At 67.7% G+C, this 12,504-nt stretch carries 8 protein-coding genes and 1 pseudogene; 1 reads left to right on the forward strand and 8 read right to left on the reverse strand.

Translation table 11 applies throughout. From position 1 onward, the window contains the following. Window positions 1-27: 27 nt before the first annotated feature. Entirely contained in the window at window positions 28-876 is an 849-nt protein-coding gene (locus tag ACLIRY_RS23980; RefSeq protein ID WP_413207953.1) for a hypothetical protein, read from the forward strand. 133 nt (window positions 877-1,009) lie between these two features. Here ACLIRY_RS23980 and ACLIRY_RS23985 read toward each other — a convergent pair whose 3' ends face one another. The 8 genes and pseudogenes from ACLIRY_RS23985 to ACLIRY_RS24020 form a co-directional block, all read right to left on the reverse strand. Continuing rightward, window positions 1,010-1,420, reverse strand: a complete 411-nt coding sequence (locus tag ACLIRY_RS23985; RefSeq protein WP_413207954.1) for a hypothetical protein — start codon at window positions 1,418-1,420, stop codon at window positions 1,010-1,012. Window positions 1,421-1,717: 297 nt separating this feature from the next. Next, a complete protein-coding gene (locus tag ACLIRY_RS23990) occupies window positions 1,718-2,641 on the reverse strand; it encodes a DUF2493 domain-containing protein (RefSeq protein ID WP_413207955.1) in 924 nt (307 codons plus the stop codon). Between the two features lie 310 nt (window positions 2,642-2,951). Further along, window positions 2,952-4,010, reverse strand: coding sequence for a toprim domain-containing protein (locus ACLIRY_RS23995; protein ID WP_413207956.1), 1,059 nt, complete (start codon window positions 4,008-4,010; stop codon window positions 2,952-2,954). 3 nt (window positions 4,011-4,013) lie between these two features. Then, entirely contained in the window at window positions 4,014-8,369 is a 4,356-nt protein-coding gene (locus ACLIRY_RS24000) for a strawberry notch-like NTP hydrolase domain-containing protein (protein ID WP_413207957.1), read from the reverse strand. Window positions 8,370-8,486: 117 nt separating this feature from the next. Next, window positions 8,487-9,131 (reverse strand): antitoxin of toxin-antitoxin stability system, encoded by a 645-nt coding sequence (locus tag ACLIRY_RS24005; RefSeq protein ID WP_413207958.1) that lies wholly within the window; start codon window positions 9,129-9,131, stop codon window positions 8,487-8,489. Between the two features lie 73 nt (window positions 9,132-9,204). Beyond that, window positions 9,205-11,205 (reverse strand): ParB/RepB/Spo0J family partition protein, encoded by a 2,001-nt coding sequence (locus tag ACLIRY_RS24010; RefSeq protein WP_413207959.1) that lies wholly within the window; start codon window positions 11,203-11,205, stop codon window positions 9,205-9,207. 110 nt (window positions 11,206-11,315) lie between these two features. Continuing rightward, on the reverse strand, window positions 11,316-11,711 hold the full coding sequence (locus tag ACLIRY_RS24015; RefSeq protein WP_413207960.1) for a hypothetical protein: 396 nt from the start codon (window positions 11,709-11,711) through the stop codon (window positions 11,316-11,318). Next, window positions 11,708-12,504: pseudogene (locus tag ACLIRY_RS24020) on the reverse strand (hypothetical protein); the annotation flags it as partial. The gene ACLIRY_RS24015 and the pseudogene ACLIRY_RS24020, both read right to left, overlap by 4 nt.

Here is a 12,504-nt window from a genome sequence, read left to right on the forward strand (position 1 = left end):
CACCCCAAACCACGGACGAGGCCGACCATGGGACAAAAGCCCATCACGCGACTGGCGGGTGATCTCCGCCCGGTATACAGACAATTTCAAGCCCTGCTGCCCCGGCATCCGGCCTGCGCCAGTTGGGACAGGCTGGCCGATAGCATAGGCAAAGTCAGACGCGGCACCCCCACGGCTTCCGTGTTACAGCGGGAGTTGGGAGCGGGCCGCAAGGGGGAGCCGCCTTCGGTCCATCCCGACTATCTGGAAGCCTTCCGGACAGTGTTCGGGCTCGACGAGTTGGGGGTGGGCAACGCAATCCTGCTGCACCCCGACCCCGACGCCCGGGCCGAAATGATCGCCGAGGCCTTCGCCCAACGGGCCTTTACCTGGATCCGCCGACAGAAGAGCGAGACCGATGGTGACAGCCTGGCTCTGGTTCCGGTCGCCGCGGCCATGGGACCGGGAAGCGGCCTCTACCAGGCACTGGGAACGGACCCGATCGCGACGGCGCCAATCGGCTTCCATTATTGCTTCAAGACGTCCCTGGTGGAGGACAGTTACATCACGATCCTCAGCCAGGATCCCAACGAGGTGGTGCTCGATGGCCGGGCCTACAAACCCACCCATTGCCTCGACGGATTGCTGGGATGCGCCAACCGGTTGATCCCGGCGGGCGAGGACCTGCCCCTGCCCGGCAGGGTGCGCATGGACGAGCCCCTGGGACTGACGCAAACCGTGATGGTCGCCGCGCCCCAACCCTTGGCCCTGCCCTGGGATCCATCCGATCTACGGCAACTGGAACCGACCCAGCTCAATCGGTTCATGACCGGCCTGCTCCAGCGCCAGCCCACCGCGTTCCGGGTCGCAACCCTCGACTACCATGTTGTTCGATAGGACTGGAATTGCGGTGGCCCACCCGAGAACAGTGTCGCTCCTCGACTCTGGACATTGATCCCGGGATCGTCGCGCCGGACGGACTGTCTCGAGGACGAACCCGGATCAGGTCTGACATATGCGACCGCCCCCATCACCACGGCTCGGGCTCCTCTGGGTTATTGAACGATCCCGGGGCGCCGGTATGCGGGTCCAGCCGTTGGAACAGCTCGAAGATTTTGTCCGCTGCCTGGTGGGACAACCGGGCCTCCCGACCGCGGAAGCGCACCACGATCTCATCGGGGTTCTCGACAATCTCGGCCTGGGGAGGTTCGACGTCCGGAGTTTGATCGCGGGAGCGCGGCGTCTCGCGGGTCAGCCAGCGCCGGGCGGCCAGGGCGATGGCGATCACCGGCGTGGCAAGCTGCACCGTGGTCGCCAGCGCCACCACCTCGGGGGCGTTCATCAACAGGATCACCTCCGGCGGCATGGAAAAGCCCATGGGCCTATCGTCGAGAATGCCGGGAGCCCTCTGTTTATTCTGGTCGAAGGTATGTTTGTTCATCGTATCTCTCCAGATCACGGGGAAAAGCCACACCCTGGAAGATAGGCTAATATCCCGAGAATTTCTGCTCTCAGCTATTCGCCGAATGTTGCCCGATGGGAGCAAGGGCGGGCATGGGTTCTTGCTGAGAATAGATGGCACTTCAGGACGACTGCTCTTTCCCTTTCCCCTATCTCTTGCCTGCCGTTGGGGCACGGGCCTGACGCGACATAGGGAACGGACATGACTGAGAACGATGGAGAGGACCGCCTGAAGACGGCCCCTCCGTCCCCCCATCCCCCAAAGGAGGGATGGCGCCTAAGCGCCACCGGTCCCGACCCGTTTGACGGGGATGCCCATCTGGCGGGCCTTGTCGGCGAGGTTGTCCTGGATGCCGGTGCCGGGGAAGAGCACCACCCCGATCGGCAGGGTTTCGAGGATGCGGTCGTTGCGTTTGAAGGGCGCGGCCTTGTGGTGTTTGTTCCAGTCGGGCTTGAAGGCCACCTGCGGCACCTTGCGGTGGTCGGCCCAGCGGGCGGCGATCTTCTCCGCCCCGGTCGGGGATCCGCCGTGCAGGAGGACCATGTCCGGATGCTTGGTCCGGATCCGGTCCAGGGTGCCCCAGATCAGCCCGTGGTCGTTGAAATCTCCGCCCGAGACGGCGATCCGAGGGCCCGGGGGTAGCATCACCTCGGTTTCGGCCCGGCGTTTGGCGGCGAGGAAATCGCGGCTGTCGATCACCGCCGAGGTGAGCGCCCGGTGGTTGACCATGGAGCCCGAACGGGGCCGCCAGGACGAGCCGGTCTGGCGCTCGAAGTGGTCTGCGGCCTGGTCGCGCATCAGTTCGAAGGCATCGCGCCGCTCCAGCAGCGTCCCCCCCTCGGCCACCAGGCGCTCCAGTTCCACCGACTTCACCTCGCTGCCGTCCTGGTCCCGCTGGCCCCGGCGTTGCGCCTGCTCGTTGTCGTCCAAGGCCCGCCCGACCCGGGCTGCGGCGCGGTCGAAGAGGCTCACCGTCGACCAGAGGAGCGTCTCCAGGTCCGGTTCCAGGCGGGTCTCGGAGAGGGTCGAGACCAGGGCGTCGAAAATATCGGCGATGGCCCCGGCAACCCGGTTGCCCTCGGGCAGCGGCCTCGGATCGGGATCCTCCTCGAAGGGGCGGTAGCCGTAAAGCTGAAGCTCGGTGAGGACATGGTCGGTGGCGGAAGAGGCGGGATTGGGGCTGTCTTGATAGGGGTCCATCGGTTTGCTCCGTCGGTTGTGACCGCGACCCTCGCGGCCTTCATGGCGAGACCTTGCGGCGGGCGGGCTGGACCGGCACCCTGGAGCGCAGCGGGAGGGCCGAAGCGAAGCGGAGGATGGGGGAGGCCGGGGATTTTGCTTCGCGATGCAAAGCCCCGAAGGGGCGGCGGAAAATCACCGGCCGGAGCCATTGCCTGTCCGGGCCGGTCGCCGCCTCCTCGCCCTCCTGGAAGGCCGGGACGCGGTTCCCTCCGACCGAAAATCGGGGGCCACCAAGACCTCGACAGCCCCTGCCCCTCCCCCACTCCGCCTATGCCCCCTCTCCCCAGGCAGGCGGCAAAGGCTCCCTGTCCTCCGGAGCCAGTTGTCCGAGCAGCCCCGCGTACAGCACGCCGGGTCCCAAAAGCCGGAGATCGTCATTGAAGTCCCCGAACCTCGGCGAGAGCGGACGCGCCTCGATCCCGGTTGCCTTCGCCCGGTCGACCAGTCTCCCGGCCGCGCGGCGGCCCGGTGGATCGTTGTCCTGGGCGACATAGAGACGGCGGACCCTCCCCGGCACCAGCAGGGCGGCGAGATGTCCGGCGGAGAGGGCGGCCACCATGGGCAGGGTCGGCAGGACGGAGCGAACCGAGAGAACCGTCTCGATGCCCTCCCCGGCCAGCAGAACGTCCCGCGCCCGCCCGAAGCGGACAGCCTGGCCCAGGAGCCTCCCCCTGGACTTGCGGGGTGTCTCCAGCGGCGCCTTGCCCGAAGCCCCGCCTCCGCCGCCCCGGGGATCGAGATAGGTGCGGTGCAGGCCGGTGATCGCGCCGTCGAGACCGGTGACAGCGGCGATGAGCGCGGGCCAGTCCTGGCACCCAGACGGGGTTCGAACATGGCAGTGGGGATGGAAGCGGAGGGCCCGGAGATCCGGGGGCAAGAGGATCCCCCGCCCCCGGAGGTACCACTCCGCCAAGGTGCCCCGGATCGGTCGGGAGGCGGCAAACAGACGGCACGCGGCCTTGACGGCTTCGCCCAACCCAGGCGATTCCCTCTCCCGAACCCGTGCTTGACCTAACGGTGACACGGGAACGGACGGCAGGCGGAGGAAGGCCCGGGCCTCTTCCAGGGCCTCGCGGGCTCCCAGGCCCCGATTGCGGGCGATCAGGTCGAGGAGGTCGCCGTATTCTCCGCTGGCCGCATCCGTCCACCGACCCGGGCGTGGGTCGAAAAGCCGGACATAGAGGCTCCGCCCCGGCGTCCCCATCACGTCCCCACAGGTCCAGTAGCGGCCCTGGAGGCGCCCCTTGGGGAGATAGGCACGGCACACGGCTTCGGCGTTCTGCCCAAGGGTCCGGGCCACTTCGGCAAAGGGGTGAAGACGGTCCATGTTTCACCCCCGATCCCGAAGGGCGGTGACCGGCCAGCGGTCGACAAGGCGTTCGAAGACCGCCTTGCCTGCCTCGCCGACGGGCAGGAAAAGGCGCAGCTTCCAGGAGATGATCTCGCCGAACAGCCCCCGCGCCTTCAGGGCGTCGACCAGGCCCGAGGTAAACCCGGTCAATTCGATGCGGGTCTCGTGCATCACCTTGACGCGGCGGACGACGAGGCCATCGGCCAGATGGACCGAAACCGCACTGTCATGGACCAATTCCCAGGCATCCCCGGTGGAAAGCCGGGGCGCATCAACGCCGAGATTGCGGCACACCGCCTCCATTTCCAGGGACGACAGGAGACGCCCGATCACCCGCTCCCCCCCATCGGTCTGGAGCCGATAGACCCGCGCATTGGCCTCCGGCAGGCGGCGCCAGATCGGCAACAACAGGCCTGTCACCAGATGGAAGAGGCTCGTGGAGAACGGGGGGATACCCGCGACTTCCGCCTCCCAGGCCGTGCGGAATGCCGCTTCGTCTGCCTCTTTCCAGCGGCTGTCGGCGAAGTCCTCCGCGGTCATGGTGTCCCGTTGAATGGGACGGATCAGGCGGACGCGCCGCTCCAGGCTCCCGTCATCGCGCACCAGGCTCGGTGCGGAGACGCGGACCGCAGCCCGGCCCGAGCGTTCGTTGACCAGGAGTCGCCCCCCGGCGATGTCCCCCGCTTTAAGGGCCAAGGCCAAGGCTTCGTCCAAGGACAGCGGTGTATTCCGGTCCTTCCGCCGAATGGTGAACAGCCTCGTTTCCGCGCCGCTGGCATGGCGCCAGACGGTGCGCCGCTCGGTGACGGTCAGGCTTTCGGCGCGGATCGTCTCTACCCCGGCGTCATGGGTTCCCGCCGCCCTGGCCGCCTCGATGCGGGCCGTCATCAGATCTTCGAAGACGGTGAACAGAAGGTTCTGCAAGGCGATGGGTAGGGCCAGAAGACGGTTGAGGAAGGTGGTGATCGGCGGCAAGTCCTCCTTGAGGGTTCCCCCGTCGGTGAGGGACAGGCCCGTGGCCTCCTCGAAGCGGGTCAGGGAACAGCCCTCGATCCCGCCCCGGACCAGCAGGGCGTAGAATTGGCGCAGGGCGGCGTGGGCCTGCTCGCCTTCCAGGTTGTCCTCGGCCCGGAAGAGCCCTTGGCCACCGGTCTGGCGTTGGCCCCGGGTGATGGCGCCCAGGGTGTCGAGGCGACGGGCGATGGTCGACAGGAAGCGCTTCTCGGCCTTCACATCCGTGGCGATGGGGCGGAACAGGGGCGCCTGGGCCTGATTGGTCCGGTTCGAGCGGCCCAACCCTTGAATGGCCGTGTCGGCCTTCCAGCCCGCCTCCAGGAGATAATGCACCCGCAAGCGCTGGTTTTTCGCCCCCCGGTCGGCGTGATAGGAGCGGCCCGTACCGCCCGCGTCGGAAAAGACGAGGATGCGCTTTTCGTCATCCATGAAGGCCTGGGTCTCGGACAGGTTCGCTGACGGGGGACGGGTTTCGACGCAAAGGCGGTCCTGTTTGCGGACAATCCGCCGGGACCGCCCCGTCACCTCGGCCACCAGGTCCCTGCCGAAGTGCTGCACGATCCGATCCAGCGCACCCGGCACGGGATCGAGGGTGGCAAGCCGTTCGAGCATCCGATCCCGCGCCGCCACGGCCTCCCGGCAGCGGATGGGATTACCCTCCGCGTCGAAGGCCGGGCGGGAAGACAGGTTTCCGTCTTCGTCGGAATAGGTTTCATAGAGCTGGGTGGGGAAGGCGTTCTCCAAGTAGGCGCCGACGATTTCCCGGGGGGAGAGGTCGACGGTGAGATCACCCCAGTCCTCGGCGGGGATCTCGGCCAGCTTGCGGTCCATCACCGCCTCGCCGGTGGAGACGATCTGGATTACGCTCGCATGGCCCCTCTCCAGGTCGGCCTCGACGGCGGTCACCAGTGTCTGGCACTTCATGCTGGTGAGCAGGTGAGAGAAGAAACGCTGCTTGGCGCTTTCGAAGGCGGAGCGGGCGGCGGACTTGGCCTGACCGTTCAGAGTGCCGCTCTCGCCGGTGATCCGGGTGGCTTTCAGGGCCTCGTCGAGGTTCCGGTGGATCACCTGGAAGGCCTCCGCATAGGCGTCGTAGAGGTCGATCTGGGGGTCCGTCAGCTTGTGCTCGACGATCTCCACCTCGACCCCCTCGTAGGACAGGGAGCGCGCCATGTAGAGCCCCAGGGCCTTCAGATCGCGGGCCAGGACTTCCATGGCCGCGACGCCTCCGGCCTCGACCGCCTGGACGAATTCGTTCCGGTTGGCGAAGGGAAAATCCGCACCGCCCCAGAGGCCGAGACGCTCGGCATAGGCCAGATTGCGCACATCCGTCGCCCCGGTGGCCGAGACATAGACGACCCGGGCATCGGGCAAGGCCCGTTGCAGACGCAAGCCCGCACGGCCCTGTTGGGAGGGCGTGACCTCGCCCCGCTTGCCCTTGCCACCGGCGGCATTGGCCAGGGCATGGGCCTCGTCGAAGATGAGACCTCCATCAAAGGAGGAGCCGAGCCACTCGACGATCTGATCAAGCCGGGAGACCTTCCCCTCCCGCCCGGCGGAGCGCAGGGTGGCGTAGGTACAGAACAGAATCCCCTCGGTGAGGCGGATCGGCGTGCCCTGCTTGAAGCGGGACAGGGGTTGGACCAACAGGGGGTCCTGGCCGAGGGCCGCCCAATCCCGCCGGGCGTCCTCGATCAGCTTGTCGGACTTGGAGATCCAAACCGCCTTGCGCCGCCCCTTGATCCAGTTGTCGAGGAGGATCGCGGCCACCTGGCGTCCCTTGCCGCAGCCGGTGCCATCGCCCAGGAACCAGCCCCGGCGGAAGCGCACTACGTCCTCCGCATCGTCGGGCGCGGCCTGGAGACTGTCGAAGGTCGGATCCACCCTCCAGGCCCCGGCGAGATGTCCGGAATGGGCCTCCCCCGCGAGGATGACACTTTCAAGCTGGGCATCGGACAGGACAGCGGTCTTGACCAGATCGACGGGCAGATGGGGCCGATAGGTCGGACAGGGCGGCGCGACCGAGGCCATGGCCACCGATTGCACCAGTTTGGTGGGATGGGGCTTGGCGCCGGGAATGCGGATCGATTGAAGGCTATAGCCTTCATACAGGGCGTCCGTCAGATCGCCGCCGTCCCCCGGGTTGCCCTCCCTTTGGTCGGTCGTCTCCGCCCCCCAGTCCACCGGCTCATAGGCCAGGGGGACGGCCTCCGGAGCAGCGGGAGCGGCCTCCGCGCGGGGTTTGGCCTGCGGTTTCTCCCGGGGCGTGCGGACAACCTTCGGGACAGCGGCGGGCGATGGCGCCCCCAATCCGACGGCACCGCACACCTCCCCGCGCGGAGGCACATGCTCCAGGACCCGTGCGAGCAGATCGTCCAGGTTTTTAGCGGGCGGGCAAGAAAGTAGGGCTTTGCCCTCCGCCAGCTTGTCGATCACGGTGAGGCGCGTCGCGACGCGGGTGCCCTGCTTGGAAAAAACGGATCCATCCAGGACAACGGACAGACGAACGACACCGCCCATCTGCTCGACGGGACAGCGGTGCCCGGTGACCGCCACCAGACGCCCACCCTCGGGCAGCCGGGCCAGGGCCGACCGCAGATGGCGGAAATCGGCTTCCGGAGTGCGCCCACACACGTTCAGCGCCACCGAGAAGGGCGGGTTCATCAGCACCACCGAGGGCCTGACATCCTCCGCCAGCCGATCATCGATGGCCGCAGCGTCGTGGGAGGACAGGACGGCACCGGGGAACAGCCGCCGAAGCAGCGCCGCACGGGTTCCGCCGATCTCGTTGAGCGCCAGCCGGGCACCGGCGCGTTCGGCGAAGACCGCCATCAGTCCCGTGCCCGCCGAGGGTTCCAAAACGACATCCTGCGGCCCGATCCCGCCGGCATGGGCGGCCACAAAGGCCAGGGGCAAGGGGGTAGAGAATTGCTGGAGCGCCTGGCTCTCTTCACTGCGCCGGGTCTGCGTCGGCAGCAGGTCGGCGACCCGCGAGACCATGGACAGCAGAGCCTCCGGCGTTCCCGCCCGGGCTTGCATGGCAGCGCCGTATTTCCGCAGGAAGAGAACCTGAGCCACCTCGCAGGCGTCATAGGCCGCCTTCCAGGTCCAGGCGCCGGAGGCGTCCGTGGCACCGAAGGCCCTTTCCATGGCGCTCCGTAGCCGGGGGGCATCGATGCGCTCCCCCCGTTCGAGAAGGGACAGCAGATGTTCCGCCGTAGCGACAAGGGGGACGGCGGGATCCCGCGCCGGAGACAAAGGCGACGCGGTGGAGACGGGAGCCACCGGAAGGAGGGGCGAAAGCGGAGACAGCAGGGTCATGGGAGATCTTTCGGGAGAGCGGACCGGACCAACCCCGCTTGGCGCTCTCTCTCGACCAAACGGGCTCAAGCCCGGTCCTCCCTCCTCTCTCTCCCTTTCGTGAAGGAATGCCAAAGCTCACCCAAACCGGCATCCCGTTTCCGTGAAGCTGTATTCGTTGGCGAGGATCGTCTCATCCACCACAGGATCCGAGGTCAGATAGGCGTACTCCCGTTCAAGCTGGCCGTAGAGCCACCGGGCCAGATCCCGCAGGGCCTCGGTCACTGTATCTTCCGCGTCGTCGGTCGCGTCCTGAAAGGTCGGGCTGTCACGTTCGACGGACACCGACAGCGCGGTTTCATCACACCCCCGGCCTCGACGGCGAACCTCGGCCCGGAGCTGGTAGAAATTGCGCCGTTGAACCTCGAAAAGGGCATCGGCGATGGCCTGAAGGTCCCGGTCCTCCGGGGCATGCTCCCGGATCCGGCGGACGACATGTTTCCGATAGCTGTAGGTGGCCTCGAACAAAGCGCCATCCCCCTGGCTCCAGAAGCCCCGGAAAAAGATCCTCGGTTCCCGGCGGACCCCGCCCCCCATCAGGGGAACGGGATCGGTGCGGAGGGTGAGGCCCAGGATGTCGCACAGGGTTTCGAAGTCCGTGAAAACGGCTTCGGACCAGTCGTCGGCGGGGTCGGCGTCGCGGTACCAGGCCCGGGCCCTGTCCTTCGCCTCGTCGGAGAGTTCATCAAGGGAATAAACAAGGGTTTCAATGATCATGGACATGGCGGTCTCCGGAAAAGGAAAAGCCCGGCGCGCGGGCCGGGCTCTCGAGGGACGGAAGACGGAAGCGGATTCATTATTCGGCGGCGAGAAAGGCGGGCAGGGTCACGCCCTCCCCTTCCGGCTCCGCGGACTCCTCCCCGACGGGCCGCTCATCTGGATCACGGGCCGGAGCGACGGACCGCAGGGGTTCGGGCAACCAGCCGCTATCGGCGAGCAGCCGTTCCGCCTCCCGGGCCATATCGTCCTTCTTGAGGTGGTCGATCCGTTGGGCCGCGTTCTCGCCCGCCCCCTCACGGACGGCATCCAGGATCCGCGCCTTGGGAACCCGGCCCAGGTAATTGGCCGCCGTCGGTCGCCAGCCCGCCTCGACCATGTCGAGCCCGGTTTCCCGGGCCAGACGGTCGGCCTGCCCCAGGCGAAGCGCCAGCCCCCGGGAGGAGATCCCGCAGCCGTGCGGGCTGGGCTTTTCATGCACCGCGTTCACGCCGAAGGAGACGCAATGGGCCAGGAGCGCCAGGCGGCTGGCCTCGTCCAGACCGGCGAGCCAGTCCCAGAGCGCCCCCTCCCCGGTCGGCATGTCCGCCCGCCAGGCCTCGTGCCGCTCCGCCAGCGCCCGGGCGGGAGCGCTGTCCTTCAGATCGTCGGCCTGGCGGTCCAGGGGGACGGAGCGGACGGCGGCCTCCAGGCAGCCTCCGGAGGGAAAGAAACCGAAGGCGTCACAGACCAGCCGGTGCAGCAGCAGGGTCAAGGCGACGGATGGATGCTCGGTCACCGCCTGGCGGAGCGCCAGCGTGCGGTGGGCGGTCAGTTCCCCCAGCAGTCGGTCGGAAAGGGGCTTGAGGGCCTCCTCCTCGGGGTCGGCGTCCCGCTCCGGAGAGCCGGAGAGCAGGGCCTCGGCATCCAGTGTCCGGGTCTGGCCGTCGGCGCCCACATGGAGGATCGCGACCTTGTCGGCCAGGGTGATGCCCCCAATGGCGTCCTCTGGGGCGTCCTCTTGGCCGTCCTCTGGGGCCACCTCGTCCTCGGGCCGGACGAAACCTCGATCGACCACCACCTCACCCGACAGAGAGAGTGTGATAAAGACCCCGGCGCGCGCCACCTCCTCTGGATCGTAGCCCATGGGCCGATCCGGGGCGGCGTGATCCGCCTTGCTCCCGGGCGCCCCCTTGAGCACCCGCAACCCCTGCCGATGGCCATAGGGCAGATCGACGTCCACGGTGACCCACTTCCAACCTTCCCTGGTGACCGCCTCGGCGAGGCCCCCCAGCCGATCGGCCACCAACCGGTCGAGCAGGGCCGCGTCCTGGAACCAGCCGCCGCCATCGGTGTCGAACAGGTCCCGCAGGACCACCCCACCCGCCGCCTCGTAGGCCTCGACACCGATGAAGAGAGCCCGCTTATCGGCGGCCCGCGCCGTGGTCTCCGTCAGACGCCGTTTGATGTGATAGGGCGTATCGCCATGGCAACCCCGGACGGCCTCCCAGACCTGCTCCTGAAGGGCTTGGTCCGGACTGACCGTGAAGGCCATGAGCTGCTCCAGGGTCATGGCGTCCTGGGCATAGGCCTCGAGCAACACCGGAGAGACGGAGACCAGTTTCAGCCGTTGTTTGACGACAGAGGACGGAACCAGGAAGGCCGCAGCGATATCCTCGACGGTCTGGCCCTGGTCATGGAGGCTGCGAAAGGCTCGGAATTGGTCGAGGGGGTGGAGCGGCGCCCGCTCGATGTTCTCGACCAGCGAGATTTCCTCTTCCGGGATGGCGTCGTCGGCCCGTCCGACGACACAGGGCACCGGCCCGGTCTCGGTGAACCGATTTTGCGCGATCAACCGCTCCAGGGCGCTGTACCGCCGCCCGCCTGCGGGCACGGCATAAAACCCGGTTTCGGCCCCGTCCTCGCCGAGGATCGGACGGACATAGAGGCTCTGGATCAAACCGCGCCGGGCGATGGAGGCGGCCAGCTCGTCGATGGAAACGCCATCCTTGACGGTCCGGACATTGGACTGGGTAAGCCGAAGTTTGTTGAAGGGGATCTCCCGGCAAGGGGCCAGGGTGATTGTGTTTCCGGTGGTCATGGGGAGCTACTCCGCAGCGGGCCGCCGGAAGCCGCTCTCCCGGACCCTGTCCCGCCACAAAGCGAAGCGCCCTCCTCTCCCTCTCAGGGGAGGACATCCAAGGCCCGTCCTCAGCCCGTCGGCGTCCTCCGCCCCCTCCCCGACCTGTCCTCCAACCGATCGAGGATGCGGTCCAGATCGGCGGTGAAGAGGTCCAGGGGCGGCTCCCCTCCGGAGACGAGGGTCAGGTGATCCTCGGGCCCGGCGGTTTCCCTCAGGCGGGTCAGCAGCCGACCGAGCCGCTCGGCCAGTTTGGCGCGGGCGGCGAGGTCCAGGGTGGCGACGACGGCCCCCGGGATGGCGAGCACCAGGGCGGCGATGGCGATGGGGTCTCCGCGCCGGGTCTCCGCGCTTGCGGGACGGGGCAAGCGCTCCGGCGGGGTGCCCAACACCTCTTCCAGGACCGCCACGACATCGGCGGCGAGGCGTTCGGCCTGGGGGCCGGAAATATACAGCCTGGCGGTCATGACGCCCCCCTTCCCACCCCCTCCCGCAGGGCGCGAACCTGGGCGACGCTTTGGGTCTTTCCAAGCTTGGCGAAAGCCGCCTCCGCCGCGTCGAACACACCCGCCGCCGCCTCCGTCGCGCCCACCGCGGCCAGAACCCGGCCGAATACCGCCCCGACGGCGCCAATGGCATCCACGCGTCCCAGTTTGCGATTCAGGGTGAAGCTCTCCCCCAGTTCCTCGAGGATGGTCCCGACGGTCGCTTCCGTCAGCCCGTCCCCGTTGAGACGGATCATCGCGCAGCAATACCGGATATGAGCCAAGCTACCGGCATCGTTCAGATGCTGGGCAACGGGCAGACGATCTTCCAGATGGATCCGAAGGGCCTCCTCCGTCTCTCCCCGCGCCGTCAGAATGTCCGCGATCTCCCCCATCGTCACAGCGCGCGACCACAGGTCTCCCAGACGCTCGTAGACGGGAAGTTCCTCCTCCCGACGGATCCGAAGCGCCTCCTCCGTCTCTCCCCGCATCGTCAGGATGTCCGCGATCCGACCCAGGGTCACAGCGCGCTCCCGCACCTCTCCCAGACGGTCAAAGATGGGAAGTTGCTCCTCCCGACGGATCCGAAGGGCCTCCTCCGTCTCTCCCCGCATCGTCAGGATGTCCGCGATCGCCCCCATCGTCACTGCGCGCGACCGCACCTCTCCCAGACGCTCGTAGACGGGAAGTTCCTCCTCCCGACGGATCCGAAGCGCCTCCTCCGTCTCTCCCCGCATCGTCAGGATGTCCGCGATCTTCCCCATCGTCACAGCGC

This window comes from Rhodospirillum sp. A1_3_36 (assembly GCF_047263945.1).
Lineage (GTDB): Bacteria > Pseudomonadota > Alphaproteobacteria > Rhodospirillales > Rhodospirillaceae > Rhodospirillum.

Bases quoted from the DNA above. Each gene is read 5' to 3' on its own strand.
- ACLIRY_RS24010 (WP_413207959.1), bottom strand. From the start codon at position 11,205: ATGACCACCGGAAACACAATCACCCTGGCCCCTTGCCGGGAGATCCCC.
- ACLIRY_RS23990 (WP_413207955.1), bottom strand. From the start codon at position 2,641: ATGGACCCCTATCAAGACAGCCCCAATCCCGCCTCTTCCGCCACCGAC.
- ACLIRY_RS23980 (WP_413207953.1), top strand. From the start codon at position 28: ATGGGACAAAAGCCCATCACGCGACTGGCGGGTGATCTCCGCCCGGTA.
- ACLIRY_RS24015 (WP_413207960.1), bottom strand. From the start codon at position 11,711: ATGACCGCCAGGCTGTATATTTCCGGCCCCCAGGCCGAACGCCTCGCC.
- ACLIRY_RS23985 (WP_413207954.1), bottom strand. From the start codon at position 1,420: ATGAACAAACATACCTTCGACCAGAATAAACAGAGGGCTCCCGGCATT.
- ACLIRY_RS24000 (WP_413207957.1), bottom strand. From the start codon at position 8,369: ATGACCCTGCTGTCTCCGCTTTCGCCCCTCCTTCCGGTGGCTCCCGTC.
- ACLIRY_RS24005 (WP_413207958.1), bottom strand. From the start codon at position 9,131: ATGTCCATGATCATTGAAACCCTTGTTTATTCCCTTGATGAACTCTCC.
- ACLIRY_RS23995 (WP_413207956.1), bottom strand. From the start codon at position 4,010: ATGGACCGTCTTCACCCCTTTGCCGAAGTGGCCCGGACCCTTGGGCAG.